The 26,177-nt window shown below is 74.4% G+C and carries 23 protein-coding genes; 8 read left to right on the top strand and 15 right to left on the bottom strand.

Annotated features, from left to right (window positions below):
• The first annotated feature begins 51 nt into the window (after positions 1-51).
• Positions 52-1,638, top strand: a complete 1,587-nt coding sequence (locus ACFWI8_RS05590) for a PH domain-containing protein (protein WP_387086107.1) — start codon at positions 52-54, stop codon at positions 1,636-1,638.
• Here the strand turns inward: ACFWI8_RS05590 and thpR are convergent.
• Positions 1,596-2,192 carry an RNA 2',3'-cyclic phosphodiesterase gene (gene thpR, locus ACFWI8_RS05585; RefSeq protein ID WP_387086104.1) on the bottom strand — a complete coding sequence of 199 codons (597 nt, stop codon included), beginning with the start codon at positions 2,190-2,192 and terminating at the stop codon, positions 1,596-1,598. The two genes, ACFWI8_RS05590 and thpR, sit on opposite strands and share 43 nt — an antisense overlap.
• Before the next feature lie 198 nt (positions 2,193-2,390).
• Between thpR and ACFWI8_RS05580 the strand changes: the two genes are divergently transcribed.
• Complete coding sequence (locus ACFWI8_RS05580) at positions 2,391-3,059, top strand: AAA family ATPase (RefSeq protein WP_387086100.1); 669 nt, start codon at positions 2,391-2,393, stop codon at positions 3,057-3,059.
• On the opposite strand, the gene ACFWI8_RS05575 is transcribed toward ACFWI8_RS05580, so the two are convergent.
• Genes ACFWI8_RS05575 through ACFWI8_RS05540 form a run of 8 tightly spaced genes read right to left on the bottom strand, consistent with a single transcriptional unit; the run spans position 2,995 to position 11,195 of the window.
• Positions 2,995-4,221, bottom strand: coding sequence for an exo-alpha-sialidase (locus tag ACFWI8_RS05575; RefSeq protein WP_387086097.1), 1,227 nt, complete (start codon positions 4,219-4,221; stop codon positions 2,995-2,997). The genes ACFWI8_RS05580 and ACFWI8_RS05575 overlap by 65 nt on opposite strands.
• 28 nt (positions 4,222-4,249) lie before the next feature.
• Positions 4,250-5,011: an HpcH/HpaI aldolase/citrate lyase family protein gene (locus ACFWI8_RS05570; protein WP_387086094.1), complete on the bottom strand. Its 762-nt coding sequence runs from the start codon at positions 5,009-5,011 to the stop codon at positions 4,250-4,252.
• A gap of 55 nt (positions 5,012-5,066) precedes the next feature.
• Positions 5,067-6,044: an aldo/keto reductase gene (locus ACFWI8_RS05565; protein ID WP_387086091.1), complete on the bottom strand. Its 978-nt coding sequence runs from the start codon at positions 6,042-6,044 to the stop codon at positions 5,067-5,069.
• On the bottom strand, positions 6,041-6,892 hold the full coding sequence (locus ACFWI8_RS05560) for an ATP-binding cassette domain-containing protein (RefSeq protein ID WP_387086088.1): 852 nt from the start codon (positions 6,890-6,892) through the stop codon (positions 6,041-6,043). Before ACFWI8_RS05560 ends, ACFWI8_RS05565 begins: the two co-directional genes overlap by 4 nt.
• Positions 6,889-7,761, bottom strand: a complete 873-nt coding sequence (locus ACFWI8_RS05555; RefSeq protein WP_387086085.1) for an ABC transporter ATP-binding protein — start codon at positions 7,759-7,761, stop codon at positions 6,889-6,891. Before ACFWI8_RS05555 ends, ACFWI8_RS05560 begins: the two co-directional genes overlap by 4 nt.
• On the bottom strand, positions 7,761-8,687 hold the full coding sequence (locus ACFWI8_RS05550) for an ABC transporter permease (RefSeq protein ID WP_387086082.1): 927 nt from the start codon (positions 8,685-8,687) through the stop codon (positions 7,761-7,763). The genes ACFWI8_RS05555 and ACFWI8_RS05550 overlap by 1 nt, the downstream gene beginning before the upstream one ends.
• A gap of 3 nt (positions 8,688-8,690) precedes the next feature.
• On the bottom strand, positions 8,691-9,620 hold the full coding sequence (locus ACFWI8_RS05545; protein ID WP_387086079.1) for an ABC transporter permease: 930 nt from the start codon (positions 9,618-9,620) through the stop codon (positions 8,691-8,693).
• A gap of 3 nt (positions 9,621-9,623) precedes the next feature.
• On the bottom strand, positions 9,624-11,195 hold the full coding sequence (locus ACFWI8_RS05540) for an ABC transporter substrate-binding protein (RefSeq protein ID WP_387086076.1): 1,572 nt from the start codon (positions 11,193-11,195) through the stop codon (positions 9,624-9,626).
• 308 nt (positions 11,196-11,503) lie between these two features.
• On the opposite strand from ACFWI8_RS05540, the gene ACFWI8_RS05535 reads away from it, so the two are divergent.
• From ACFWI8_RS05535 to ACFWI8_RS05525, 3 genes are read left to right on the top strand one after another with little or no spacing between them, the layout of a single operon-like run.
• A complete protein-coding gene (locus ACFWI8_RS05535) occupies positions 11,504-12,796 on the top strand; it encodes a four-carbon acid sugar kinase family protein (protein ID WP_387086073.1) in 1,293 nt (430 codons plus the stop codon).
• Positions 12,793-13,851 (top strand): 4-hydroxythreonine-4-phosphate dehydrogenase PdxA, encoded by a 1,059-nt coding sequence (pdxA, locus tag ACFWI8_RS05530; RefSeq protein ID WP_387086070.1) that lies wholly within the window; start codon positions 12,793-12,795, stop codon positions 13,849-13,851. Before ACFWI8_RS05535 ends, pdxA begins: the two co-directional genes overlap by 4 nt.
• 11 nt (positions 13,852-13,862) lie before the next feature.
• Positions 13,863-14,642, top strand: coding sequence for a DeoR/GlpR family DNA-binding transcription regulator (locus ACFWI8_RS05525; protein ID WP_387086067.1), 780 nt, complete (start codon positions 13,863-13,865; stop codon positions 14,640-14,642).
• A 377-nt stretch (positions 14,643-15,019) separates the two neighbouring features.
• Here the strand turns inward: ACFWI8_RS05525 and ligD are convergent, their stop codons facing one another.
• From ligD to ACFWI8_RS05505, 4 genes are all read right to left on the bottom strand, one after another.
• Positions 15,020-15,910 (bottom strand): non-homologous end-joining DNA ligase, encoded by an 891-nt coding sequence (gene ligD / locus ACFWI8_RS05520; protein WP_387086065.1) that lies wholly within the window; start codon positions 15,908-15,910, stop codon positions 15,020-15,022.
• Positions 15,907-16,875 carry a Ku protein gene (locus ACFWI8_RS05515; RefSeq protein ID WP_387086062.1) on the bottom strand — a complete coding sequence of 323 codons (969 nt, stop codon included), beginning with the start codon at positions 16,873-16,875 and terminating at the stop codon, positions 15,907-15,909. Before ACFWI8_RS05515 ends, ligD begins: the two co-directional genes overlap by 4 nt.
• Before the next feature lie 68 nt (positions 16,876-16,943).
• Positions 16,944-17,801: a 3-hydroxybutyryl-CoA dehydrogenase gene (locus ACFWI8_RS05510; RefSeq protein ID WP_387086059.1), complete on the bottom strand. Its 858-nt coding sequence runs from the start codon at positions 17,799-17,801 to the stop codon at positions 16,944-16,946.
• Between the two features lie 113 nt (positions 17,802-17,914).
• The gene (locus ACFWI8_RS05505; protein ID WP_387086057.1) at positions 17,915-20,602 is read right to left on the bottom strand and encodes a cellulose binding domain-containing protein; all 2,688 of its coding nucleotides are present in this window, start codon (positions 20,600-20,602) and stop codon (positions 17,915-17,917) included.
• Between the two features lie 205 nt (positions 20,603-20,807).
• Between ACFWI8_RS05505 and ACFWI8_RS05500 the strand changes: the two genes are divergently transcribed.
• Positions 20,808-22,061 (top strand): glycoside hydrolase family 10 protein, encoded by a 1,254-nt coding sequence (locus ACFWI8_RS05500; protein WP_387086054.1) that lies wholly within the window; start codon positions 20,808-20,810, stop codon positions 22,059-22,061.
• Positions 22,062-22,099: 38 nt separating this feature from the next.
• Here the strand turns inward: ACFWI8_RS05500 and ACFWI8_RS05495 are convergent, their stop codons facing one another.
• Both ACFWI8_RS05495 and ACFWI8_RS05490 read right to left on the bottom strand, forming a co-directional pair.
• Positions 22,100-22,306: a DUF1918 domain-containing protein gene (locus tag ACFWI8_RS05495; protein ID WP_387086052.1), complete on the bottom strand. Its 207-nt coding sequence runs from the start codon at positions 22,304-22,306 to the stop codon at positions 22,100-22,102.
• 311 nt (positions 22,307-22,617) lie between these two features.
• Positions 22,618-23,532, bottom strand: coding sequence for a DMT family transporter (locus tag ACFWI8_RS05490; protein ID WP_387086049.1), 915 nt, complete (start codon positions 23,530-23,532; stop codon positions 22,618-22,620).
• Here ACFWI8_RS05490 and ACFWI8_RS05485 point away from each other — a divergent pair.
• Together ACFWI8_RS05485 and ACFWI8_RS05480 are read left to right on the top strand one after the other, a co-directional pair.
• A complete protein-coding gene (locus ACFWI8_RS05485) occupies positions 23,531-24,991 on the top strand; it encodes a PLP-dependent aminotransferase family protein (RefSeq protein WP_387086047.1) in 1,461 nt (486 codons plus the stop codon). The two genes, ACFWI8_RS05490 and ACFWI8_RS05485, sit on opposite strands and share 2 nt — an antisense overlap.
• Before the next feature lie 52 nt (positions 24,992-25,043).
• A complete protein-coding gene (locus ACFWI8_RS05480; RefSeq protein WP_387086044.1) occupies positions 25,044-25,604 on the top strand; it encodes a histidine phosphatase family protein in 561 nt (186 codons plus the stop codon).
• The last annotated feature ends 573 nt before the right edge of the window (positions 25,605-26,177 follow it).

Raw genomic sequence — 26,177 nt, 5'->3', positions numbered from 1 at the left:
GCCGCGACGCGGCCCTGCGTGTGGCGGTGTCGGCAAGGCATGATGCGTGGCATGAACAACGTGGGGGATCTGGACTTCCGGGCCGACCGCAGAACCGCCCTGTGGATTCTCACCGTGGTGGGGGCGGCCGGTGTCGCCCTGGCCGCGGTGGCCGGGGTGATGTGGGGCGAACTCCTGCCCCTCTGGCTGACCGCCGGCTTCTTCTTCGCCGTGCTGGGCGTCAGCGGGCCCTACGGGCTCTCCGCCCGGGTGAGCGCCGACGCGTACGGCCTGCGCTCGCGGGTCATGGTCCGCCGGCGGAGGGTGGCCTGGGCCGACGTCGCCGACCTGCGGGTGCGGGTGACGGACACCTACAAGTACGGGCAGTACTACCGCGTCAGCGTGCTGACGCGGCAGGGGCGGGAGTGGCGTCTGCCCCTGCCCTACCGCGGCGGAGCCGCGGACGACGGGAGCTTCGACGCGGACGTGGCGGCGTTGCGCGCGCTGCACCGCAGGTACGGGGCGCCGGAGTCCGACCGTCTGGTGGTCATCTCGAACCGCACCGCCGGCGGCGGCCGCCGGTTGGTGCCGCTGGTGCTGACCGTGCTGCTGCTCGCGGGGGCGGTCGGCGCCGCGTTGCTCGCGCCACACCTTGCCTCCGAGCGGCGGGCGTGGCGGTCGGCCGTGCCGTGCGCCGACCAGACGCCGGCCGGGGAGGGCGACGAGTGCCTGACCATCCTGCCCGCCGTGATCGCCGAGACCGACCCGGCCCCGGAGAACCGGGCGCGGCAGAGCAGTTGGCTGTACCTCGCCGACGGCCGGCCGCTGGAGCGCGTCGCGGTCTCGGCGGAGGCCGCCCACGCCTTCCAGCCCGGCGACGCCGTCGAGCTGACCTTCTGGCGGGGCCGCGCGATGGAAGTCGCGGGTGAGCGCCACGTGTGGCGCGAGCACGTACCGGGCGCCGGTGAGCTGCCGGTCGTCTCCGCCGCTCTCGCGCTGGCCGCCGGTTACCCGGCCGCCAGGCTGGTGCTGCTCCGGCGCTGGGGCCGGCTGCCCGAGGACGAGGTCCTGCCCTCGGCCCTGCCGTTCGCCGGGGCGCTCGGCGGGACCGCGCTGTGGCTGCTGCCGCTGTGCTACCTGCGGCCCACCGCCCCGCTCGGCTCCGCGGAGACGGCCGGCTGGGCGGCCGCCGGCTCGCTGGTCACGGTCGGCCTGCTCGCCTGGGCCTGGCGCGCCACCCGGGTCCGGCGCCCGGAGACCGTCGCGGGGGGAGCGGCGCCGGCCGCCCCGGACCAGGACGTGTTCGTCTCCGCCCGGTTCCTGGAGCACACCGACTACAGTCCGCACGGCTTCGGCACCCATGTCGTGATCGGGGGCGGCCCGCCCGCGGTGACGCCGCACTCGGGCCCCGGCCGGTTCGCGGCACGGCCGATCCCGACCGGGCGGCTCCGCCTCAGGGAGGTCAGGCGGGCCAGGGGCGCCGACGGCGAGACCGTCCCGCGGAGCTGGCACGTCGCCGAGTTCGACGACGCGGGAACGCCGGTCAGGCTCGCGGCCGCCCCGGACGACCTGGCGCGGGTGGTTCGCCTGGTGGACCCGGCAGGTGCCGCCGCGGCCTACGCCCGTCCTCTGCCGGCGTCGGCGGGCCGCAGCGCGTAGCTGGCCAGCGTTTCGTAGCGCGGGCGCTGTCCAGGGATGCCCTCGGCCGGCAGGTGGCTGCGCAGCAGGGTGAACTCGCCGACCGTCCACGGGGTGCCCGCCACGTCGCCCAGGGCCGCCGCGTAGGGCGCGAGGTCCACCCGGTCCCGGCCGCGGGCGATGGTCAGATGCGGGTGGTAGGCGCGGTGGTCGTCGAGCGCGATCCCCGAGCGGCGGGCGGCGGCCGAGGTCGCCGCCGCGAGACCCCGCAGCACGGCCACCTCCCCGTCCACCCCGGCCCACAGCACCCGCTGCGCGAACCGGCCGCCGCCCGCGAGCCACAGCTCGTGCCGGGCGCGGTGGGCCGCCACCCGCCCAAGCCGCTCGCGCAGCTCCGGCACCCGCTCGGGTGGCACGTCGCCGAAGAACGCCAACACCAGGTGCCAGCCGCCGGGATCGGTCCAGCGAAGCCGCCCGGCGCCCGGCAGGCGGTGCAACTCCTCGACGACCACGGCGAGTTCGTCCAACATGGGCTTGGGCGGCAACACCGCGGCGAACAGTCTCATCCCCGTCATACCGGCAGTGTCCCGCCTCGCTCCGGCTCGTCGCGCGCCTCCACGCGGGACCGGCCGGGTGGCGCGGATCGGTGTCCGAATTCCGGCGGGCACCCCCGCGTTTCGGCGCCGGCGGATAACATCGGGGGCACGGACCGTTAAAGGAACGGCAAAGAGGTTCCTCGGTTCGGAGGGCCTCACGAGGCGGGGAGTGATCACATGCTCCGACAGGGCACGAGCGGTCCGGAGGGCGGTCCCGCGGGCGGCACGCCGGTCCTCGATCTGCGCGGCCCGGCGGCCGCCCGCGCGGCCCCGGCGCCGCCGTGGCGGCCGGGGGACCGGGTGGTGGTCTCCGGGCTGCCGGGCAGCGGCAAGTCCACCCTGATGAGCCGGGTGGCGGCGCCCGCCGGCGGCCGGCTCGTGCTGGTGGACTCCCAGCACGAGCGCGAGCGTTGGGCGGCCCGGCTGCCCCGCTGGCTGCCGTACGGGGCCTACCGGCCGGCTGTCAGGATCACCCACTACGTCCGGTTATGGCGGGCGTTGCGCTCGCCCGCCGGCGTCCTGGTGCACGACTGCGGCCGGAACGCGTTCGTCAGGCGCTGGTTGGCCAGGGACGCCAGGCGGCGGGCGCGCGGCTTCCACCTGCTGCTGCTCGACGTTCCGGCCGAGGCGGCGCTGGCCGGCCAGCTCGCCCGCGGCCGGGCGGTGTCGGTGCCGGCGTTCGGCCGGCACCGGCGGGCGGTGGCCCGGCTGATAGCCGACGTCGAGGCGGGCACGCTGCCGACCGGCTGCGCCACGGCCACCCTCCTCGACCGGGCCTCCGTCAGCCGGCTCGACCGGCGGTGGCTGGTCCGTCCGCCCAGTCCGGCGGCAGCCGAACGTATTTGACGGTCTGCCGCCAGTAGGTGAACGCGACGTGCAGCGCGCCGTCCGGCGTCTGCCGGATCGTCGGGTAGGACAGCTCCCGGTTGAGCCGGTCCCGGGAGTTGTTGGTCAGGCAGTGGCCGTCGCCCGCCTCCAGATCCCGGCGCAGCGGCCAACTCAGGCCGCCGTCCGGCGAGATCGCCAGCGTCAGCGGCGCCCGCGGTGCGCCCCAGAAGGCCCGCCCGGCCGGCTCGGCGGCCGGCGGGCCCGCCTCGCCCGCCCGGCCCGCCTCGTCGATCTCGTCGTAGAGCGAGACGCGGCGGGCCGTGGCGTCGGCGGCGCTGCTGTGGTTGAAGACCAGCGCCAGCCGACCGTCCGCCAACACCGCGCACTGTAGCGAGGAGTTGTTGTTGGGCAGTTCCGTGGGCGTCGGCGGCGTCCAGCTCTCCCCGTCGTCGAGGGAGACCGAGCGGTACACGCTGTCGGCCCACCGGCTGCGGAACAGCGCGACGAGCGTGCCGTCCGCCAAGGGCAGGACGTTCATGTGCACCTGACCCGTGCTCTCCGGCACCGGGCGCTCCCGCCAGCTCGCCCCGGCGTCGTCGCTGATCAGCACCGAGCTGGTGTCGCGCTCGCCGGTCCACCTGGCGCCCGGCACCGGCACACAGCGGAAGATCGGCAGCAGCCAGCGTCCCGAGGGCAGCACCACGGGCGGCTGGCGGATGAACACCCCGCCCTCTGGCCCGGCCGGGAAGAGGGTGCGCGGACCGTCCCAGCTCTGCCCGCCGTCCCGGGAAACCCGCAGCCTGACCTCGGCGGTGTCCTGGTCACCGGCGCGCTGGGCGGTGTACAGCAGCCACAGGTCGCCGGCCGGGGTGGGGAACAGCAGGGGGTTCTGCTCGGAGCGGGTCGGGTCGTCCGAGAGCCGCACCGGCGGCTCCCAGCCGGCGCCGCCCGGCGCCAACCGGGAGAACCAGATCGAGATGTCCGGCACGCCCTCCTGGGTGCCGCCGAACCAGACGCAGCCCAGGGCGCCGTCCGGCAGCACCGTCAGGCTCGCGGCGTGGTTCTGGACGGCGGGCGCCGGCAGGTACGCCTCGACCACGCCCGGGTCCTCCGGACGCGGCCGCAGCACCCCGTCGGGGTGCTCGGGCGGCGCCTCGCCCCACGCTGGCGTGTCGCTCATGCCACTCAACTCCTTCGCGTCGCCCGGCTCAGGACCTGGCCGTCGTCAGGTGGTCGCGGGCGACCTGCTCCAGGTGGATCAGTTCGGAGGAGACGGTCGCGAAGGTGTAGCCCTCAGCGAGCCGCCGGGCGGCCGAGGCGCCGTCCGAGGTGTGGATGCCGGCGGCGATCCCGGCGGCCGCGGCGGCCTCCCGCACCCGCACCAGCGCGGCCTCGAACTCCGTGTCGAGCGCCGGGTCGGTCGACGTCTCGCCGCCCAGCGCGATCCGCAGGTCCGAGGGGCCGACGTAGACGCCGTCGAGACCAGGGGTGGCACAGATCTCGTCCAGGTTGGCCAGACCGGCCGCCGTCTCGATCATCGCCAGCACCACCGTCGCCTCGTGCGCCTCGGCCGGCTTGGGCCCGATCCGCAGCTGGGCGCGCATCGGCCCGTAGGAGCGGCGGCCGACCGGCGGGTAGCGGCAGGCGGAGACGGCCGCCGCGGCCTGCTCGGCCGTGTCGATCAGCGGCACGATGACGCCGGTGGCGCCGGCGTCCAGCGCCCGGCCGATGGGCGCCGGGTCGTTGGCCACCACGCGCACCATGCCGACCGAGGCCCCGCCCGCGTCGATGGCGGTCAGCGACTGCAGCATCTCCTGGTATCCGAAGAGCCCGTGCTGGGCGTCCAGGCAGACGTAGTCGTAACCGAGCCTGGCGAGCCGTTCGTTGATCACGGGCGAGCCGACGATCGACCAGTAGCCGATCAGCTTCTCGCGGGAGCGCAGGGCGGCGGCGAAACGGGCGGAATCCATACGGGGGTCGGCCTCACTCTCGGTCGTGTGTGCGGGGGGATGGGGGTGTCGGCGGTCAGCGGTTGTAGGCGGGCATGGGGCCGCGCAGCTCGGCGCCGACCTCGTCACAGGCCGTCAGCACGTCGGCGGGGAGCGGCCCGGCCTGCGCGGCCGCGATGTTGGCCCGCAAGTGCTCGATCCGGGAGCCGCCGAGCAGCACGGCGGTCACCCCGTCGCGGCCCAGCAGCCAGCGCACGGACAGCTCGGCGAGGCCCACGCCGGCCTGCTCCGCGATGTCCGCGAGCCGCGCCACGGCCTCGAAGAGCCGCGGGTTCCAGTAGCGCTGCCGGTACATGGGGGCCAGCCGCGAGTCGCCGAACCGGCCCGCGCCCGGCGCGTCCTCGAAGTGGTGCCGGCCGGTCAACAGGCCGCCGGCCAGCGGGTTGTAGACCATCGTCCGCAGCCCGGAGGTGGCCGCGAACTCCAGGTACTCCTCCTCGACCCGGCGGGCCAGCAGGTTGTACAGCTGCTGGGCGACCACCGGACGCGGGGCGCCCACCGCGTCGGCGACCCGGCCGAGCTCGGAGATCTGCCAGGCGGCGTAGTTGGACACCCCGAGCGCCCTGATCTTGCCCTCGGCGACGAACTCGGCGACCGTGCCGAGGGTGTCGGCCAGCGGCACCGAGCGGTCCGGCTGGTGCAGGTAGAACAGGTCGACGTGGTCGGCACGGAGACGCCGCAGGCTGCCCTCCAGGGCGGCCCGCATGCCGGCCGGCGAGAGCGGGCTGTGGTCACCGGCGTCGGGGTGCGGCATGCCGGCCTTGGTGGCCAGCATGATCCGCTCCCGGCGGGCCGGCGTCAGCAGGTCCGCCAGGATCTCCTCGGTGGCGCCGCCGGCGTAGGCGTTGGCGGTGTCGACCGCGGTGATCCCGGCGTCGAGCGCCAGGTCGAGCATCGCCGCGGCGCCCGCCGGGTCGACGGTGTCCCCGAAGGTCATGGTGCCCAGCACCAGGGGGGACAGCGGAACCCGGACGCCGGGCAACTCGGTGCTCACGCGACTTCTCCTCTCGACGGCCCGGAGCTCCGGGCGCTGACTGTGTTGACCACGGAGCGCGGCTTGCGGCCCCGCATCGCCGCCGGGTCAAGGGCGGCGCGCCGAAGCGCCCTGGTGTAGGGGTCGGACGGCGCGGCGAGCACCCGCTCGGTCGACCCGGACTCCACGAGGCGGCCGTCCCGCATCACGATGATCTCCGAGCTGATCTCCCGGACCACGCCCAGGTTGTGGGAGATCACGATGAACGTCAGCTCCGACTCCTCGCGCAGTTCGCGCAGCAGCTTGAGCACCTGCGCCTGCACCGAGACGTCCAGCGCCGAGGTGGCCTCGTCGCAGATCAGCAGCTCGGGGTTGCTGGCCAGGGCGCGGGCGATGCCGATCCGCTGCCGCTGACCGCCGGAGAACTCGGCGGGCCTGCGGTGCAGCGCGCTGGTCGGCAGGCCGACCCGGTCGAGCAGTTCGGCCGCGCGTTTCGCGCGGTGGGCTTTGTCGCGGTCGCCCGCCACGCGCAGTGGCTCGGCGACGATCTCCTGCGCCGTGGAGTGCGGGTCGAGGGAGCCGTAGGGGTCCTGGAAGACCATCTGCACCCGGTGCCGCAGCGGGCGCAGCCGGCGCTCGGAGAGCGGGGCCAGGTCGACGCCGTCCAGCTCGATCCGGCCCGCCGTGGGCTTGAGCAGCCGCACCAGGCAACGGGCCACGGTGGACTTGCCGCACCCGGACTCGCCGACGATGGCCAGCGAGCCGCCGCGCTCGACGCTGAAGCTGAGGTCGTCGACGGCCCGGTGGACGCCGCCGGGGACGGGGTAGTCGACCCGCAGTCCGCTGACGGACAGAAAGGGGGTGCTCATCGTCCGGCCTCCTCGGGGACGCTGTCTGCGGGGTCGCCCTCGTCCCAGGGGCCGAGCACCGGCACCGCGGCGAGCAGCTTCCTGGTGTAGGGCTCGGCGGGCGCGTCGACGACCTGCTCCACGGGCCCGGACTCGACGAAGCGGCCCTCGCGCATCACGTGGATGCGGTCGGATACCAGCCGCGCCACGCCCAGGTCGTGGGTGATCATCAGGATGCCGATGCCGGTGCGCTCCTGGAGTTCGAGCAGCAGGTCGAGGATGCCGGCCTGCACGGTGACGTCGAGCGCCGAGGTGGGTTCGTCCGCCACCAGCAGCACGGGCTCGGCGGCGAGCGCGATGGCGATCAGCACCCGTTGGAGCATGCCGCCGGAGAGCTGGTGCGGGTAGGCGTCCCAGCGGCTCTCCGGCTTGCTGATCCGGACCTGGGCCAGCAGCTCCACCCCGCGGGCGCGGGCCTCGGCCCTGGACAGCTCGGGGTGGCGCAGCCTGAGGGCCTCGCCCAGCTGCCGCCCGACGGTGTGCACCGGGCTGAGCGCGGTCATCGGGTCCTGCGGGATCAGCGAGACCTTGCGGCCCAGGATCCTCGACATCGCGCCCGGGTCGGCGACGGTGTCGACGCCGGCGATCCTGGCGGTGCCCGAGACCACGGCAAGGCCCTCGGGCAGCAGCCGCAGGATGCCCATCGCGGTGGTCGACTTGCCCGAGCCCGACTCGCCGATGAGGGTCACGGTCTCACCGCTGTCGATGCTGAAGCTGACGCCGTCCACGGCGCGCACCACGCCGTGCTCGGTGATGAGCTCGATCCCCAGGTCGCGCACGTCGAGCAGCGGCTCGTCGGGGGCGGCCGGCTTGGGTTCTGTGGTGGCCATCAGTTGCCCTCCGTTGCCGCGGCGACGGTCCTGCGCACCCGGGAGCGGTCCCGCAGCCCGTCGCCGATCAGGTTGACGCCGACCACCAGCAGCACGATCACCAGTCCTGGCAGGGTGACCAGCCACCAGGAGGTCGTGATGTAGTCCTGGCCGTCGGAGATGATCCGCCCCCAGGTCGCGAACGGCCGCTGGGGCCCGGCGCCCAGGTAGCTGAGCGCGCTCTCCAGCAGCACGGCCTGGGCCAGCAGCAGGAGCACGACGAGCGTGGCCTGGCGGATGATGTTGGGCAGGATGTGCCGGAGCAGGATCTGCACCCGGCGCAGGCCCAGCATCCTGGCCGCCGCCACATAGGGCTTCTCGCGCTCCACCAGCACCAGGGACCTGGTGAGCCTGGCCACCTCGGGCCACTGGGCGACCGCGATGACGCTGGTGATCACCGGCACCGAGGGGTCGAACAGGGCGACCACGAGCAGCAGCATCATCAGCAGCGGCAGCGACATCTGGGCCTCGAGCAGCCGGGAGACCACCGAGTCGACCCAGCCGCCGAAGTAGCCGGCGGAGGCGCCGGCCACGATGCCGATGACGCCGGAGACCACCACCGCCAGCACGCCGATGGTCAGCGAGACCTGGCCGCCGTGCAGGATCCGTGACAGCAGGTCCCGGCCGAGCTGGTCGGTGCCGAACAGGTGCCCGTCGGTGAACGGCGCGAGCCGGCGCTGCGCGAGGTCCTGGTCGTCGGGCCCCGGCAGCGGCAGGACCCGCGCGAGGGCGATCGGCAGCACCACGAGCAGGGTGCAGACGGAGCCGATCCACAGCTTGAGCCGGGCGGCGCGGCGGCGCCTGGTGGCGGTCGCCGCGGCCAGCTGCTTCGCGGTGACGGCGCTCGGACGTCCGGAGCCGGCGGTGGTTTCCAGGGCGGTGCTCATGGCTCAGGCCGCCTTTCCGAGGCGCACCCGCGGGTCGAGCAGCGGGTAGGCCAGGTCGATGAGGAGTTGGACCAGGATCGCCAGGGCGGCGGTGACCAGCACCGTCGCCTGGATCAGCGGGTAGTCGCGGGTCTCCAGGGCCCGAACCACCAGGGAGCCCACGCCGGGCCAACCGAAGACGACCTCGACCACGACCACGCCGTTGAGCAGCGCGGCGAACCGGGTGCCGAGCGCGGTCAGCACCGGGATGGCCGAGTTGCGCATCCCGTAACGCCAAGTCAGGGCGCGCTCCGAGACGCCGCGTGAGCGGGCCACGGTGATGTAGGGGGAGGCGAGGGCGCCGGCCATCTCGCGGCGCACCAGGCGGGAGATGAGTGCCATCTGCAGGATCGCCACGGTGACGGTCGGCAGCACGAGGCCGCCCCAGGTGGTGAAGCCCGACGAGGGCAGCACCGGGATCAGCACGGCGAACGCGGTCAGCAGCATCACGCCGCTCCAGAAGTCCGGCATGGACTGCCCCGCGATGGTGACGATGTTGGTGCCCAGCTCCCGGTTGGTGTCGGCGCGCCTGGCCATCCAGACGCCGAGCGGCACGGCGACCACGGTGGTCAGCGCGATCGCGGAGATGGCGAGCGTGGTGGTGTACGGCAGCCGGTCCATCACCACGTCGAACGCGGGCGCGTGGAAGGAGTAGCTGGTGCCCAGGTCGCCGGTGAACAGGTCGCGCAGGAAGATCAGGTACTGCGTGAACACCCCGCGGTCGAGGCCGAACTGCTCGCGGATCCTGGCCAGGTCCTCCGTGGTGGCGTTGGGCCCCGCGTAGGAGGTGGCCGGGTCGCCGGGGGCGAGGCGGACCAGGATGAAGACGGTGGAGACGGTGAGGAAGATGGTCAGCAGGCTCTGACCGAGGCGGCGGGCGAGGTAACGGACCATCGCTCAGCCCTCCATCCGCACGGCGGCGAGGTCGTAGGAGTTGACGGGCTTGAGCGGCGGGTCGGCCACCCGGGTGCGGTGCGCCAGCACCGCGTCCGGCACGAAGGCCCACAGGCAGGGCCACAGGTCCCAGATCCGCTGCTGAACGTCGGTCAGCAGCAGGTTGCGGGCGTCCCGGTCGGGCTCGGCGGTGGCGTCGGATATCAGCCCCGCTATCTCGGGGAACACGAAGCCCTGGTAGGTGTCCCTGGTCTCCTCGCGCTCCGGGGTGCCGGCGTACATGCCCTGGAGGCTGGTGAGCGCGAGCCCCGTCGGGTTGCCGTAGCCGTTGCCCAGCACGTCCCAGTCGCCGCGGCGGCCCTGCCGCCACTGGAGGATGTCGCCGCCCGGCTCGAACTGCCTGAGGGTGGCGCGGACCCCGATGTCGCGGAGCATCTCCTGGACGGCCTCCATGATGAAGCTGTCGGCCGCGAACTCGCCCGTCTCCCAGATGATCCGCACCTCGAGGTCGCGGACGCCGAGCGCGTCGAGGCGCTGCCGCGCCTGCCGGGGGTCGTAGGTGTAGGCGCCGGTGCGGGCCGCGCCCTCCAGGGCGGCCGGCACCACGCCCTCGGCCTGCTGGGCCGAGCCGGTGAGCACGTTGTCGATCAGGGCCCGGCCGTCGATGGCGTAGCTGAGGGCCTGCCGTACGGCCGGGTCGGCCAGCGGATGGCCGTGCGGCTTGCGGAAGTTGAAGAACAGCTGGTTGATCCGGGTGCCGGGGGAGCGCTGGATCCGCACCCCCCGCATGCCGTCGAGCTGGTCGGCCGAGTCCGGGCTGATCGAGTCGATCACGTCGAGCTCGCCGCTGCGCAGGCCCACCACCCGGCTCGACTCCTCGGGCACGAACCGCACCCGCACGCCGTGGACGCTCGGCGCGGGGCCCCAGTAGCGCTCGTTGCGGGCCAGCTCGTACTCGCCGGTGCCCGAGTTGGCGCGGGTCACCACGTACGGGCCGGAGCCGACGCCGCCGGAGAGCTCGGCCGGCTCGTTGGCGGCGGCCGGGGTGATGTGGATGTTGGCCATCAGGTAGTCGAGCACCGCGACGGGCCGCTCGGTGTGCAGCCGGAAGGTGCGGTCGTCGACCGGCTCGACCGTGGGCATCTCGGGGAAGAGGCCGACGATGAAGGAGCCGCTGACCTCGCCGTAGTAGCGCACGGCGGTGGCCACGTCCTCGACGGTCACCGGGGTGCCGTCCGAGTAGTGGACGCCGTCGCGCAGCCGGACGGTCCAGACGCCCGACTCGTCGAGGTCGAAGCGGTCGGCGAGCACCAGCTCGGGCTTGAGGTCCCGGCCGATGTTGGTGAGCGCCTGACGCACCGCGCGCTGCACGGTGACGGCGGCGTCGAACTGGTTGAGCTTGTTGTCCAGGCTGACCAGCGAGCGGTTGAGGCCGAGGCTGACGGTGCCGGGCCCCGGCGCCCCGGTCGGGCCCGCGCAGGCGGTCAACGGGCCGAGAGTGAGCCCGGCGCCCAGGCCGGCGCCCAGGCCCAGCAGGGTGCGGCGGCCGAGGATCGGAGGGGTGAATCGGGTCATCGTTGACCTCTTGACGCTTGGAGGGGGACCGGGGAAGTGGTCCCTGTTGTTCAGCGGGGTGTTCTGAGGGGTTGTGACTCAGTGGCCTCGACAGGGCGGCCCGCAGATGACCCGGCCGGGCTGTCGTGTCGGCCACAGTCGCATGCATGCGCGTTGTGCGCAAGACCCCTCGCGTAAATCACGCGCCGTGTGCCATCATCGACCGCAGCACGCCGGCCCACGTCGTCCGCGAAGGCGCGTCGGCCAGCGCGCCACACCTTGATCTCACCGGATCCCACCAGCGCGAACCGCGCGCACGAGGAGGCCACGTGCCACCCGCCCCCAGCCGGCGACTGCTCGCCATCGCGGACGACCTGTCCGGCGCTGCCGAGACCGCCGCCGGGCTGCTTTCGCGCACAACGCGCAGCCGAGTGCTCCTCGTTCATCCGGTGACACTTCGTCAGGAACACGCCGATGCCCCGCGCTCGCCAGGCGAGGCCACCGTGCTCGACCTCGACTCCCGCTATCTGCCGCCCGCCCCCGCCGCCGACCGGGTCCGCGCCGCACTGGCCGGCGTCGACCCCGGCACCCCCGTGCTCGCCAAGATCGACTCCCTGCTGCGCGGCAACACCGCCGCCACCGCGGCCGCCCTGGCCGAGGGCGGCGCGCCCGTGCTCGCCGCGCCCGCGCTGCCCGCCGCCGGCCGCACCGTCCGCTCGGGCGTCGTCCACCTCGGCGACACCCCCCTGCACCTCACCGACGCCTGGCGGGTCGAGACCACCGCCCCGCCCCGCTCCCTCGCCGACGCGTTCGCGCCGCTGCCCGTCGAGCTCATCGACCTCGGCACGGTGCGCGCCCCCCGCGCCCGGCTGGCCGCCGCGCTCGCCACCGCCACCGCCGCCGGCCGGCTCGCCGCCTGCGACGCCGAGACCGACCAGGACCTCGACGCCATCGCCGGCGCCGCCCTCGCCCTGCCCAGGGCGCCCCGCCTCATCGGCGCCGGCGGCCTGGCCGCCGCCCTCGGCCGCCAGTTGGCCTCCGACCAGGCCGGCGGCCCGCCGTCGCTGCCGCCGCCGCGCGGCGACCGGCCCGTGCTCGTCGTCGTCGGCAGCGCCGAACCCGTCACCGCCGCGCAGATATCGCAGCTCACCGCCGACGGCGCCGTCCACCACGCCCTGCCGAGCGCGGCCCTCGCCGCCGCCGTCGCCCCCTCACCGCTCGGCGCCCTGCCGCTCGCCGAGGACGTGACCGTGCTCAGCGTCGCCCCGACCGGCACCGGCGAACGGCGCGAGGACCCACGGGCCGTCGTCCGCGGCCTCGCCGCGCTCGCCGCCGCCACCGTCGCCGCCGCCCCCCGCCCCGTCGACCTCGTCCTGACCGGCGGCGAGACCGCCCGCCGCGTCCTGGAGACGCTGGCCGTCCACGAACTCGAACCGCGAGGACAGATCCACCACGGCGCGGTCCTCTCCCGCACCCGCGACGAGCGGTCCGTCGTCACCCGCCCCGGCAGCTTCGGCGGCCCCGACTCGCTGCGCCGGATCGTGCGCGCCCTACGCCCCGGCTCACCCACCGCCTCACCCACCGCCCCGACCACCCCCACCAAGCGGAAGGTCCACCCATGAGCTCGTCAACCACCCCCGCCGCCCCCGCCGGCAACACCGGCGACGGCACCGGGCCGCTGCCGCTCATCGCCGTCACCATGGGCGACGGTGCCGGCATCGGCCCCGAGGTGATCGTCCCGGCGGTGCTGCACCCCGACACCCTCGCCCGCTGCCGCCCCGTCGTCATCGGCGACGCCGAACGCCTCCGCCAGGCCGCCACGCTCCTCGGCCGCGCGTCCGAGGTCGACATCGTGCCCGTCAAGACGCCCGCGGAGGCCGAGTTCACCCCCCGCCGGATCAACGTCATCGACCTCGCCCTGCTCCCGGCCGACCTCCCCTGGGGCCGCCTCTCGCCGGTCGCCGGCGACGCCGCCTACCAGTTCGTGCGGGTCGCCGCCGAACTCGCCCAGGCCGGCGCCGTCCAGGGCATCTGCACGGCCCCCCTCAACAAGGAGGCGCTGCACGCCGCCGGCCACCTCTACCCGGGCCACACCGAGCTGCTCGCCAAGCTCACCGGCGTCGACGAGGTCTCCATGATGCTGTCGACCTCCACCGTGAAGGTCATTCACGTCACCACCCACATCGGCCTGATCGACGCCGTTCACCGCATCGAGCCGGGGCTCGTCGCCAGGACCGTGCGGCGCGGCCACGAGGCCATGGTGCGCGCCGGCGTCCCCGCCCCGGTGATCGGCGTCTGCGGCATCAACCCGCACGCCGGCGAGAACGGCCTCTTCGGCTACGGCGAGGAGGAGGAGAAGATCGTCCCCGCGCTGGAGCAGGTGCGCGCCGAGGGCATCGACGCCCGCGGGCCGCTCCCCGCCGACACCGCCTTCTTCCTCGCCGGGCGCGGTGACTACGACCTGATCGTCGCCATGTACCACGACCAGGGCCACGGCCCGGTCAAGGTCCTCGGCCTGGAGGCCGGCGTCAACCTCACCGTCGGCCTGCCCGTCATCCGCACCTCCGTCGACCACGGCACCGCCTTCGACATCGCCGGCACCGGAACCGCCGACGCCGGCAGCATGGTCGAGGCGCTGCGCCAGGCGGCCGAGATGGCCACCAGGCCGACCTCCTGACGGGGACCGCCATGCCGCCCGCCGGATCCCGCACCCGCCGCGACGAGATCGTGCGCCTCGCCACCACCACAGGACTGGCGAGCGTCGCCGACCTCTCGCGCAGCTTCGGCGTCTCGCCCTCCACCATCCGCCGTGACCTGGCCCAGCTCACCGCCGAGGGACGGATGGCCAGGACCTACGGCGGGGCGATGGCGCTCGTCGCGCACCCGGAGGCGTCGCTGCGGCAGCGCACCGGCGAGGCGTTCGAGGCCAAGCGGGCCATCGCCCGCTGGGCCGCCGACCAGATCGGCTCCGGCGAGACGATCCTGCTCGACGGCGGCACCACCGTCCGCGCGCTGGCCCACGAACTGCGCCACGCCGAGCTCCTGACCGTCGCCACCGTCGGGCTCCCCGCCCTGGAGGAGCTGGCCGACGCGGACGGCGTACGCGTCGAGTGCCTGGGCGGCACCCTCCGCCCGGTCAGCCAGAGCTTCGTCGGCCCCTTCACCGAGGCCGCCCTCGAACACCTCAGCTTCGACCGGCTCTTCCTCGGCACCGACGGGGTCGCCGCCGGATTCGGCATCTGCGAGGCCGACCTGCGGCAGACCCGGCTCAAGGAGCTGATGGCCCGCCGTGCCGAACGCGTCTACGTCCTCGCGCACGCGGCGAAGGTGGGCCGCCGCCCGTTCCACGCCTGGGCCAGGCTGCCCGGCGACTGGACCCTGGTCACCGACGCGACGGCCGACCCGTCGGCCGTCGCCGCCCTGCGGGCGGAGGGCGTCTCGGTGGTGACGGTCGGCCTGCCGGCCTGAGCGGCTCGAAGGGACCTCGGCCACGGACGTCCCGTTGGCTGGGGGCGGTGTCGTTTGGCCTTGGCCACCGGCCGACCAGGCGGCGTAGCCGCCGAGGTCGGGCCTGCGGCCGTGTCGACCTGCGGCCGTGCCGCGCCCACCCACCCGCCCTCCGGGCGGGTCGTCGCGCGGCACGGGCCGGGTGGCCCGGCGGCGCAGCCGCCGCGGGCCTTCGACCCCGCCGGGCCGTGTACCGCGCGCAGCGCGTGAAAAAGGGCGGGTGGGTGGGGGCAACCCCGGCGCGGAGCGCCGGGCACGGCCCTGCGGCGCAGCCGCCCCTCTCGGCCGCCGGGCCCGCGCGCAGCGCCTCCGCACCCCGGCGCGGAGCGCTCACGCGCTCAGTAGGGGCCAAGCGCCGCCGCGTCCTCGCCGGCGGCCAGTCCCGCCAGCAGCTCGCCGTGCTCGGCCAGCCGTCCCGGCACGTCCGGCAGCCGGATGTCCAGCTCCGCAGGAGACCCGCAGGAGGCGACCTCGTCCCACGTCACCGGCGCCGACACCGTCGGCGCGGCCCGCGCCCGCAGCGTGTACGGCGTGGCCGTCGTCTTGCGCGCCGCGTTCTGGCTGTGGTCGATGAAGACCCGGCCGGGCCGCAGCCGCCGCGCCATCACCGCGATGGCGAGGTCCGGCAGCTCCCTGGCCGCCTCGGTGGCCAACAGCCGCGCGTAGTCGGAGGAGTCGACCGATGCCACCGGCCGCAGCGGGCACAGCAGGTGCAGCCCCTTGGCCCCCGAGGTCTTGACGTAGGCGGTCAGCCCGTCGGTGGCCAGCCGGTCCCGCAGCCACAGCGCCACCCGGCAGCAGTCCACGATGGTGGCCGGCTCGCCCGGGTCGAGGTCGAGGACGAGGCGATCGGCGACGCCGGGGTCGGTCACCCGCCACTGCGGGGTGTGCAGCTCGACCACCAGGTTGGCCACCCACACCAGGCTGGGCAGGTCCTGCACCAGCACCTGCCGCATCGTGCCCCCGCCGGAGCGCGGGACGTCGCGGGCGGTCACCCACTCCGGGGTGCCGGGCGGCACGTGCTTGGTGAAGAACCGCTCGCCCTCGGGGCCGTCCGGGTAGCGCAGCAGGCTCAGCGGCCGGTCCCGCAGGTGGGGGAGGAGCACGTCGCCGTGGGTCGCGTAGTAGTGCAGCACCTCGCCCTTGGTGGTGCCGTCCGGGTAGATGACCTTGTCCAGGTTGGACAGGGGGACCCGGTGGCCGTCCACGGTGACGACCTGCGACGTCATGCCGCGAGCGCCCTGATCAGCTCCTCGCGGTTCATCGAGGAGCGGCCGGGGATGCTGGCCTCGGTGGCCCGCTGGTACAGCTCGGACTTGCTCAGGCCTTCAAGCTCGGCGCGCCGCCTGTCGCCCGCGCGCCCCCGGCTACGGGCCCGCGCCCCCTTGCGCTCGCCGCCCCCGCCCCCGCCGCGTCGGCCGCGCGCGCTCTCGACGCTGGCCTGCAACGCGTCCATCAGGTCGATCACGTTGGTGGAGCGCGGCGGCGGGGCGCCCTTCTCCACGGTCGCGCCGGTGCGCTTCGCCTCCACCAGTTCGAGCACCCGCTCCTGGTAGGTGTCGTGGAACTCCTCGGGGTTCCACTCCATGCTCAGTGCGTCCACCAGCTGGATGGCGGTGCGTAGTTCCTTGTCCGAGATGTTCGCCCGCTCCGGGAGGTCGCCGATCTCGCGGCGCGGCTCGCGCACCTCGTCCGCCCAGTGCAGGGTGTGCAACGCAAGGACCTCGCCGTCCGCCCTGACGGCGACCAGGTACTCCCGGTTGCGCATCACGAAGGTGGCGACGCCCGCCTTGTTGGACTCGGTGAGGGCGTCCAGCAGCAGGGAGTACACCTTGGCGTACTCGGGGCCCTTCGGGGCCAGGTAGTAGGACCGGTCGAAGTAGATCGGGTCGACCTGGTCCAGGCCGACGAAGCCCGAGATCTCCAGGCCCTTGGAGCGCCCCGGCGCGATGTCGTCCAGCTCGCCCGGCTCGACGATGACGTACTCGTCACCCATCTCGAAGCCCTTGACGATGTCCTCGGCCGGCACCTCGTCACCGGTGCGCTCGTTGACCCGCTTGTTGCGGACCCGGTCGGAGGTGCCGCGCTGGATCTGGTTGAAGCGGATGGTGTGGCTCCGGGTAGCGGTGAAGAGCTGCACCGGCATCGCGACCAGGCCGAAGGACAGCGCGCCGCTCCAGATCGCCCTCGCCATGGGAGCACCTCCTCACCTCACTCCCATGGCACCCCGGCGGATCGGAGATCGCATCCCGGCCGCCCGCCTCAGTAGCGGTAGAAGCCGGCGCCCGTCTTCCTGCCCAGCTGGCCGGCGGCGACCATTCGCAGCAGCAGGGGCGGCGGGGCGTACGACGGCTCCCTGTACTCCGCGTACATCGACTCGGCGATGGAGACCACCGTGTCGAGCCCGATCAGGTCGGCGAGCTTGAGCGGGCCCTGCGGATGGGCGCAGCCGAGCTCCATGCCGCTGTCGATGTCGTCCCTGCTGGCCGCACCGGACTCGAACATCCGGACGGCCGCCAGCAGGTAGGGGATCAGGAGCGCGTTGACGACGAACCCGGAACGGTCCTGGGCGCGGATGACATGCTTGCCGAGCACCCCGGTGACCAGCGCCTCGGCCCGCCGCACCGTCCCGTCCGCCGTGGTGAGCGCGGGGATGACCTCGACCAGCCGTTGCACCTGGGCCGGGTTGAAGAAGTGGATGCCGAGCACCTGGGTGGGCCGTGTGGTGGCCACCGCGAGGTTGACCAGCGGGATGGCCGAGGTGTTGGACGCCAGGATGGCGTCCGGTCGGGTGACGACCTGGTCGAGCACCTGGAAGATCTCCGTCTTCACCGGCTCCTTCTCGACCACCGCCTCGATCACCAGGTCGCGCTCCGCGAACTCACCCAGATCGGTGGTGAAGGTCAGCCGGTCGAGCGCCGCGTCCCGGTCGGCCGCCGTGACCTTGCCGCGCTCGACGGCGCGGTCCAGCGAGGCGACCAGCCGGGTGCGGCCGAGCTCCAACGCCTCGCCCGTCGTCTCGGCGACCATCACGTCAAGGCCCGAGCGGGCGCACACCTCGGCGATCCCGGCGCCCATCTGGCCGCAGCCCACCACCCCGACGCGTTCGATGTCACTCATCGACCAGCCCTTCCGCTCCGCCGCCTGCCGTGCCACGTGATCGTCGTCGCAGGGATGACGTTACCCCCCGGGGCGGAGGGGGAGGGCCGGCCGGGCCGGCCCTCCCGCCCGGCTCAGCCGACGGCGCAGGAGGTGCCGTTGACCGCGAAGGCGGTCGGACTGCCGTTGGCGCCGCTCCAACTGCCGAGGAAGCCGACGGTGGTGGAGCCGCCCGGCGAGAGGGTGGCGTTCCACGAGGCCGGGGTGACGGTCACGTTCCGGCCGCTCTGGGTGTGGCTGCCGTTCCACAGCTGGCTGATGGTCTGCCCGGCGGGGAAGGACCAGGTCAGCCGCCAGTCGCTGAGGGCCGTGGTGCCGGTGTTGGTCACCGTGACCTCACCCTGGAAGCCGCCCTGCCACTGCCCGGACACCCGGTAGCCGACCCGGCACGGCGCGTTCCCAGGCTCCCCCGGCTCCCCCGGCTCTTCCGGGTCCTCCGGGCCGCCGGGGTCCCCGCCGCCTGGCTCGGCGGTCTCGCCGTAGATCACGCCCCGGCCGTTGGTGCTGACGTACACCCGGCCGAACACCCGCGGGTCGCCGGTGATGGCCGCGCCGGTCCACGCCCACTGGTGCTCGTCGTCGTTGATCCGCACCCAGGTCGCGCCGGTGTCCGTGGAACGGTAGATGCCGCGGACGCCGGCGACGACGCCGCTGCTGTAGAGCGTCTGGTACGCGGCGCCGGGGGCCGCGGCGCCGAAGCCGACGGTGTCGGCGTCGATGGCGGAGATCCGGGCGAAGCTGGTGCCGGAGTCGGTGGAGCGCCACAGGCCGCCGCCGGCCAGCCAGATGTCGCCGCCGCGCCCCGGCACGGCGGCGAAGCGCACGTCGCCCGTCGGCAGCCCGGTGGCGGCGGCCGTGAAGGAGGCCCCGCCGTTGGTGCTGACGTAGAACGTGCCCTGGTGGACGCCGTAGAAGCGGCTGGGGTTCACCCGGTCCGCCTCGACCCGCGCGCCCTGCGGAATGCCCTGGGAGGCGGTCCACGAGTTCCCGAAGCCCACCGAGTAGTGCACCCCGGCGCCCTCCGGGCTCCACACGAAGCGGCTGCCGTCGGCCGCCGCCGCCACCGTGCCGCCGTGCGCCCCGGCCGGCGCGGTGCCGGCGAACCAGTTGCCGCCCCCGTCGGTGGAGAAGTTCACGGTCGGTGCCGTGGACTCGCTGACGTGGTTGCCTACCCGCACCACGGTGGCCGGCGCCAGCTCGGCGAAGTCCAGGCCTGTGGTGGTGCCGAAGGAGGGGAAGGCGTCGGACGGCACCTGCGTGAGGCTGGTGTGCCGGAAGCCGCCGATGTCCCCGAGGCCGCTGAGCAACGGGGCGCCGCTCGGCGGGCTCGCCAGGTCGTTGACCGCCGTCTCCTCCAGGCCGCGCACGAAGGGGCGGATGGTGAAGGTCTGGTTGCGGTCCCAGTTGGTGAGCTGGGTGGTGCCGTAGAGCGTGGCCCCCGTGCCGTAGAAGAGCCGGTCCGCGTCGAACGGGTCGATCTCCATGCCCTCGGTCATCCAGCCGAGCTTGGGCGACTCCTCGGGCGGCTGCGGCGTGGCGTTGAAGTCCATCCAGGGCACCGAGGAGATGTCGATCGTGTAGCGCTTGCTCCGGTTGGGATAGCTGGTGAACTCCCAGGACCGGCTCCAGCTGTCCCCGCCGTCGGCGGAGCGGAAGATCTGGGTGTCCGGCCACCAGGAGCTGTAGGCGGTGACCATCACGGTGCCGGGGTTCTGCCGGTCCACGGTCAGGCCGCTGAAGCCGAAGTACCGGTCGCTGCCGGCGGCCACCGGGGAGACGTCGGTCCAGGTGCCGGCGCCGGTGTCGAACCGCCAGACCTGGCCGTCGGCGCCGGCGTAGGGGCCCGCGTCGTCGCTGGTGGCGATGTAGAGGTCGCCGGTCTCCTCGTCGAGTACGCCCTTGTGCGGCAGGTAGCCGGTGGGCTGACCGGGGACCGCCTGCCAGGTCGCGCCGCCGTCGGTGGAGCGGTAGACGCTCTCGCCGAGGTCGGCGACGCCGGCGTAGATGGTCCGGGTGGGGCTGCCGGGCGAGCCCGTCGACGGATCGAAGGTGATCCAGGCGACGCCGACCAGCTCGCTCTGGTACCCGGTGGAGTCGCTCGGGTCGGGCGCGTAGTCACCGGGGTTGGGGAACGAGGTGACCTCCCGCCAGCTCACCCCGGCGTCGGTGCTGCGCCACAGCCCCTCGCCGCTCGGCGCGCCCAGGTAGAGCACGTCGTTGTCGTTGGGGTCGACGACCAGGCGCTCGCCCATGCCGCGGCCCGGCATGTTGCCGCCGAGCTTGAAGGGCAGCTCGGTGGTCTGCCAGGTCTCGCCACGGTCGGCGGAGCGCAGGATCGCGCCGTTGTTCGGGTCCCAGTCGTTGGTGTAGCTGCCGACGGCGGCGTAGACGCGGTCGGGGTCGACGGGGTCGGTCGCGATGGACGCGACGCCCGTGTGGCCCCAGTCGTCCCAGCCGACGTGGTCGAGCAGCGGGATCCAGGACTGGTCCGACTGGTTCCAGCGGTAGGCGCCGCCGATGTCGGTCCTGGCGTAGACCAGGTCCGGCTCGGTCCGGTTGAAGACGATGCTCGGCACGAAACCGCCGCCGCCGATCGCGACGTTGTCCCACGTGTAGTCGGCGGCCGCCTCGACCTCGGCGTCGACCGCCTCCCGGGCCCGGTCGGCCGCGGCACTCGCCGGAGCCGTCGTCGCGGCGGTGAGCAGCCCGCCGGTGAGAGCCATACCGGCCAGCAGGGCCGTCGCCGGTCTCCCTCTTCGCACGCTGGCGCTCCTCTCCTTACTCGTCCGCCGCGGGCGGCGGTTGGGGGTGGCAACAAGGGTGGGAGCGCTCCCAGGTGTGCGTGCGGCCGATGCTAACTGTCGAATGTTGTTCGCATAAGGGGTGTGTCACGTGCTCGTTGCGACTGAGAGTCCGTCACGCTGTGCTGGGTATACGTAACATGGTGATACCGACAGGGGGCTTTCGATGGCACGCATGACCCGCAGGAGCCTGGCGATCGCCACGCTGGGCACGATGGCAGGGGCGCTGACGCTCAGTCAGTCCTCGGTCGCCGCCGGCCGCGGAGCGGTTCCGCTGGCCGCGCCCGGCGCGGCGGCCGGGGGCGGCGCGAGAGCGACGCGGCTGCGCGGCATGTGGATCGCCTCGGTCGCCAACATCGACTGGCCGAGCAAGCCGGGGCTCTCGGCGGACGCGGCGCGGGCCGAGCTGACGACCCTGTTCGACGCGGCGGCCCGCTGGCGTCTGAACACGGTCTTCCTCCAGGTGAGGCCCACGGCCGACGCGTTCTGGCCCTCGCCGCACGAGCCGTGGTCGGAGTGGCTGACCGGCACCCAGGGCCGGGATCCCGGCTGGGACCCGCTGGACTTCGCGGTCACCGAGGCGCACGAGCGCGGCCTGGCGCTGCACGCCTGGTTCAACCCCTACCGGATCGCGACGCACGCCGACCCCTCCCGGCTGACGGCCGATCACCCGGCGCGCCGGAACCCCGGCTGGGCGGTGCCCTACGGCGGCCGGCTCTACTACAACCCGGGCCTGCCCGAGGTGCGCGCCTTCACGCAGGACGCGATGATGCACGCCGTCGAGTCCTACGACATCGACGGCGTGCACTGGGACGACTACTTCTACCCCTATCCGGTGTCCGGCGAGGAGTTCGACGACGACGCGGCCTTCGAGGAGCACGGCGGGGACTTCGACGACCGCGGTGACTGGCGGCGGCACAACATCGACCTGCTGGTGCGGGAGATGGCGGCGCGCGTGCGCGAGGCCAAGCCGGACGTGGCCTTCGGCGTCAGCCCGTTCGCCGTCTGGCGCAACAAGACGACCGACCCGCTCGGTTCGGACACCGACGCCGGCGTGCAGACCTACGACGACCTGTACGCGGACACCCGCACGTGGGTGCGGGAGAGCTGGATCGACTACGTGCTGCCCCAGGCCTACTGGCACATCGGGCAGGAAGGCGCCGACTACGCGACCGTCGTCTCCTGGTGGTCGGAGGTCGCCAGGGGCACCGGCGTCGAACTCCACATCGGTGAGGCGATCTACAAGGTGGGGGATCCGGCGCAGGGCTCGGCCTGGCAGGACCCGGCCGAGCTGTCCCGGCACCTCACGCTGTGCGCCGACCACCCGGAGGTGGGCGGCAACGCCTTCTACTCGGCCAAGCAGGTCAAGGCGGACCCGCTCGGCGCGATGTCCCGGGTGTACCGCGACCACTACGCGTGAGCGGGCGCCGCGGCGCCCGCTCACGGTGGGGTGCGGCGTCAGCCGCGCCCGAGGATCCGGCGGCGCCCGCTCCTGATCTCCGAGTCGGGCCCCGGGGACACCACGCTCTCGTGGCCGTCGGCCGAGCGCACCCGGAAGGGCGGCTCGCCGTTCTCGCCCAGGACCTCGATGACCTCGGCGACCCGGTCGGTGTCGCCGACGGTCCTGCCGTGCGTGACCATCCGGTCGCCTGTCTTCGCTCGCATCGGGATACCCTCCCGTCGCCTCTCGCCGTTCCCGGAGGCCCGCGGCGGGTCGCCCTTCGACAGCGGACTGGCCGCCACCTCCGGTGTGACCTACGTCACCACTTTCAGTCTACGTCGCGCCCTCTGACACGTCAGCCGCGGGACCGCTGGGTGATCACGATGCGGTTTCCGGCACCACCACCGTCGGGGTGCGGCTGGTTGGTCCTGGTGATGCCGGCGTGGGCGAGTCCGCGATGCCCCGGGGGCGGAGGATGGCGGTCGGGCGGGCTGTGGGTTTGGCCGACTTGGCGCCAGCGCCGCGCCGGGGCACGTCAGCCGCGGGACCGCTGGGTGATCACGATGCAGACCAGCACCGCCACCGCCGTCAGTGGTGCGGCCGGCGTGAGGCGCTCGTCGAGCAGCAGCACCGCCCACCCCAGCGTGAGCAGCGGCTGGGCGAGCTGCAACTGACTGGCCCTGGCGATGCCGGCGCGGGCGAGGCCGCGGTACCAGACCGCGATGCCCAGGAGCTGGGAGCCGAAGGCCACCCACAGCAGGCCGACGGCCGAGCGCGCCGTGAGCTCGGCCGGCTCGGTCGCCAGCGCGGCGACGAGGCCGACCGTGGCCGGTGGCAGGCTGGCCGTGAGGGCCCAGGCCATCACCTGCCAGCCCGGCATCTCGCCGGCCAGCCGGCCGCCCTCGCCGTAGGCGGCGGCGCAGATCAGCAGCGCGAGCAGCAGGTAGCCGTCGCCGGCCGTGGGGGCGCCGCCGTTCTGCTGGATGGCGAAGACCAGCACCGCGGCCGCCCCGACCAGCGCCGCGCCCCAGAAGGCGCGGGACGGGCGGCTGCCCGTCCGGAGCGTGACGTAGCAGGCGGTGCTGATCGGCAACAGCCCGACCACCACGGCGGCGTGCGCGGTGGACGAGGTCTGGAGGGCGAGCGTGGTCAGCAGCGGGAAGCCGATCACGGTGCCGGCGGCCACGGTCGCGAGGCCGGGCCAGTGCCGGCGCTCGGGCGGCGGGACGCGAGCCAGCACGAGCCAGCCGACGGCGACGACCGCGCCCAGCGCGACGCGGGCGCAGGTGAGTGTCCAGGGGCCGAGCCCGTCCAGACCCCAGACCGTGCCGGGGAAGGTGAACGAGAACGCGAGGACCCCGAGGGCGGCGAGGGCGATGCCACCCCGGTCCGTCGTTCCGGCCGGCACCGCTATCGGCGCGCGGGCGGTAGCGCTATGGTGATCCGTCATGAAACACGGTAGCAGTGAGGCGGAGCTGGCCGGCCTGCTGCGTCGGGATCTGGACCGCTACCGGCCGGGGGCGCGGCTGCCCTCCAGCCGGGAGCTGATGCGGCGCCACCAGGTCGGCCCGGGGACCGTCGCCCGCGCGCTGGCGGCGCTGGCCGCCGAGGGTCTCGTGGTGACCCGCCCGGGCGCCGGTGCCTTCCGCGCCGGGCCGCGCCCGGCGACCCCGCCGCCGGGCGACACCTCCTGGCAGCAGATCGCCCTCACCGCCGAGCCCTCACCCGACGAGGTACCGCGCACCGTGGAGGCCGAGGGCGTGCTGGCGACCCTGGTCCCCCCGCCGTCCGGCGTCATCGAGCTCAACGGCGGCTACCTGGCGCCCGCACTGCGGCCGGAGCGGGCGCTGGCCGCCGCGCTCGCCAGGGCCGGGCGCCGCCCGGGCGCCTGGGAGCGCCCGCCGATGGCCGGTCTGCCGGAGTTGCGGGCCTGGTTCGCCCGCGAGATCGACGGTGGCGCCGGCACGGTGGCCGCCGCCGACGTGCTGATCACCGCCGGCGGGCAGAGTGCCCTCACCACCGCGCTCCGCGCCCTCGCACCGCCCGGTGCCCCGGTGCTCGTGGAGTCGCCGACCTACCCCGGGATGCTGGCCGTCGCCCGGGCCTCGGGGCTGCGTCCCGTCCCCGTGCCGGTGGACGCCGACGGGGTACGCCCAGACCTGCTACGACAGGCGTTCCGCGCCAGCGGGGCGCGGGTCTTCGTCTGCCAGCCGCTCTTCCAGAACCCGACCGGCGCGGTGCTCGCGCCGGAGCGAAGGGCCGAGGTGCTCGCCGCGGCGCGGGCCGCCGGCGCCTTCGTGGTCGAGGACGACTTCGCCAGGCTGCTCGGCCACGAGGACGCGGGGCCGCTGCCGGCGAGCCTGGCGGCCGACGACCCGGACGGCACGGTGGTGCACGTCCGTTCGCTGACCAAGGTCACCTCGGCCAGCCTGCGGGTCGGGGCCCTCGCCGCGCGTGGTCCGGTCGCCGAGCGGCTGCGCTCCATCCAGATCGTCGACAGCTTCTTCGTCCCGCGACCGCTCCAGGAGACGGCGCTCGAACTCGTCGGCGCACCCGCGTGGGGCCGTCATCTCAGAGCGGTGGCACGGGAGTTGCGGGAGCGGCGGGAGGCGATGACGCGGGCGCTCGCGGCCGGCCCCGCCGGGCCCCAGGCGCCTCCGCCGCGCGGCGGCTACCACCTGTGGCTGCCGCTGCCACCCGGCTCGGACGAGGCCGCGCTCACGGCCGCCGCGCTGCGGGCCGGCGTCGCCGTCGCGCCCGGCCGCCCGTACTTCGCGGCCGAGCCGCCCGCCGCCCACGTCCGCCTCAGCTTCGCGCCCGCCGCCGGGCACGCCGAGCTGGTCGAGGGGGTACGGCGGTTGGGCGCGGCCTGGCGCGACGCGCTGGGCGGCCCACCGGAACCGTCGTGAGATTTACCTCAGCGTAGTGGTGCGGATATTCGAGTGCTCGTACGATCGCGCCATGCTGGTCACGCTGATCGCCGCAGCCCGCAGCTCCAGCCTGCTCGACGCACGCTTCGGCGATGACCGCCCACTCGACACCGCCGGCTGGCGAGCGCTGGAGCGCGCTATCCCGGCCCTGCTGCCGCTGACCGCCGCCGAGCTCCGCTACTGCTCGCCGACCCCGGGCAGCCGACAGACGGGGGAGGCCATCGGCCTCGCCCCGCTCGCCCAACCCGCCCTGCGCGACTGCGACATGGGGCGCTGGAACGGGCTGACTCTACAGGAGGTCACCGCCCGCGAGCCGGCCGCGGTCGACGTCTGGCTCGCCGACCCGCGCTCCGCCCCGCACGGGGGCGAGGCCCTGCTGTCCTTCGTCTCCCGGGTCGGCGGCTGGCTCGACACCCGACCCATCGACGACGACGGCCGGGTCGTCGCCGTCACCGAACCCTCGGTGATCAGGGCCGCCATGCTCTACGCGCTCAAGGCGCCCCCGCTCTCCTACTGGCGCACCGAGGTCCACCCGCTCTCCGTCGTCAGCCTCAGCGGCGGCCGCGGGCACTGGAGCCTGCGGCTCGGCTGAGCCCGGACCGACGCGGCAGGCGGCTCGAATACATATACGCCTTGCGGTCTAGGTGGTACCTGTCACCGCGTGGCGGCGCCGTGCGGGGGCGGTGGCCCGCAGAGCCCGGCTTGGCGGCTTCGCCGCCACGAGCCGCGCCCTGCGGCCGTGCCGCGCCCACCCACCCGCCCTTGGCAGGTGGCCTCGCGCGGCGGGGGCCGGGTGGCCCGGCGGCGAAGCCGCCATGGGCCCTTGCTCCTGCCGGCCCGCTCACCACGCGCAGCGGGCCGCCGCGCGCAGCGCGGGGAACGGGACCGGCCGGCGGTGGGAGCCGCCACCTCGCGCGAAGGGCGGAGAAGGGTGGGTGGGTGGGGAACAAACCCCCGCGTGCAGCACCGGGGCGCACGGCGGGGCCGGAGCCGCCGCGTGCCCGCCCCCGCGCGAAGCGCGGGCGGGTGGGTGGGGGAAAACCCGACACGGAACGCCCCGGCGGCCGCGGAGCCGCCGCCGCGCGCGACGCGTGAAAGGGCTGGTGGGTGGGCAGACCTCGCGTGGCGCCCCACACGAGGCACCCGTTGCATAAAAGTGCCACGC

It is taken from the genome of Streptomyces sp. NPDC127098 (assembly GCF_042722465.1).
GTDB classification, from domain to species: domain Bacteria; phylum Actinomycetota; class Actinomycetes; order Streptomycetales; family Streptomycetaceae; genus Streptomyces; species Streptomyces millisiae.
This window is presented reverse-complemented; position numbering and strand designations above follow the sequence as displayed.

Coding starts and splice junctions, on each gene's coding strand:
- ACFWI8_RS05590 (WP_387086107.1), top strand. CDS start 52: ATGAACAACGTGGGGGATCTGGACTTCCGGGCCGACCGCAGAACCGCC.
- thpR (WP_387086104.1), bottom strand. CDS start 2,192: ATGACGGGGATGAGACTGTTCGCCGCGGTGTTGCCGCCCAAGCCCATG.
- ACFWI8_RS05580 (WP_387086100.1), top strand. CDS start 2,391: ATGCTCCGACAGGGCACGAGCGGTCCGGAGGGCGGTCCCGCGGGCGGC.
- ACFWI8_RS05575 (WP_387086097.1), bottom strand. CDS start 4,221: ATGAGCGACACGCCAGCGTGGGGCGAGGCGCCGCCCGAGCACCCCGAC.
- ACFWI8_RS05570 (WP_387086094.1), bottom strand. CDS start 5,011: ATGGATTCCGCCCGTTTCGCCGCCGCCCTGCGCTCCCGCGAGAAGCTG.
- ACFWI8_RS05560 (WP_387086088.1), bottom strand. CDS start 6,892: ATGAGCACCCCCTTTCTGTCCGTCAGCGGACTGCGGGTCGACTACCCC.
- ACFWI8_RS05555 (WP_387086085.1), bottom strand. CDS start 7,761: ATGGCCACCACAGAACCCAAGCCGGCCGCCCCCGACGAGCCGCTGCTC.
- ACFWI8_RS05550 (WP_387086082.1), bottom strand. CDS start 8,687: ATGAGCACCGCCCTGGAAACCACCGCCGGCTCCGGACGTCCGAGCGCC.
- ACFWI8_RS05545 (WP_387086079.1), bottom strand. CDS start 9,620: ATGGTCCGTTACCTCGCCCGCCGCCTCGGTCAGAGCCTGCTGACCATC.
- ACFWI8_RS05540 (WP_387086076.1), bottom strand. CDS start 11,195: ATGACCCGATTCACCCCTCCGATCCTCGGCCGCCGCACCCTGCTGGGC.
- pdxA (WP_387086070.1), top strand. CDS start 12,793: ATGAGCTCGTCAACCACCCCCGCCGCCCCCGCCGGCAACACCGGCGAC.
- ACFWI8_RS05525 (WP_387086067.1), top strand. CDS start 13,863: ATGCCGCCCGCCGGATCCCGCACCCGCCGCGACGAGATCGTGCGCCTC.
- ligD (WP_387086065.1), bottom strand. CDS start 15,910: ATGACGTCGCAGGTCGTCACCGTGGACGGCCACCGGGTCCCCCTGTCC.
- ACFWI8_RS05515 (WP_387086062.1), bottom strand. CDS start 16,875: ATGGCGAGGGCGATCTGGAGCGGCGCGCTGTCCTTCGGCCTGGTCGCG.
- ACFWI8_RS05510 (WP_387086059.1), bottom strand. CDS start 17,801: ATGAGTGACATCGAACGCGTCGGGGTGGTGGGCTGCGGCCAGATGGGC.
- ACFWI8_RS05500 (WP_387086054.1), top strand. CDS start 20,808: ATGGCACGCATGACCCGCAGGAGCCTGGCGATCGCCACGCTGGGCACG.
- ACFWI8_RS05495 (WP_387086052.1), bottom strand. CDS start 22,306: ATGCGAGCGAAGACAGGCGACCGGATGGTCACGCACGGCAGGACCGTC.
- ACFWI8_RS05485 (WP_387086047.1), top strand. CDS start 23,531: ATGAAACACGGTAGCAGTGAGGCGGAGCTGGCCGGCCTGCTGCGTCGG.
- ACFWI8_RS05490 (WP_387086049.1), bottom strand. CDS start 23,532: ATGACGGATCACCATAGCGCTACCGCCCGCGCGCCGATAGCGGTGCCG.
- ACFWI8_RS05480 (WP_387086044.1), top strand. CDS start 25,044: ATGCTGGTCACGCTGATCGCCGCAGCCCGCAGCTCCAGCCTGCTCGAC.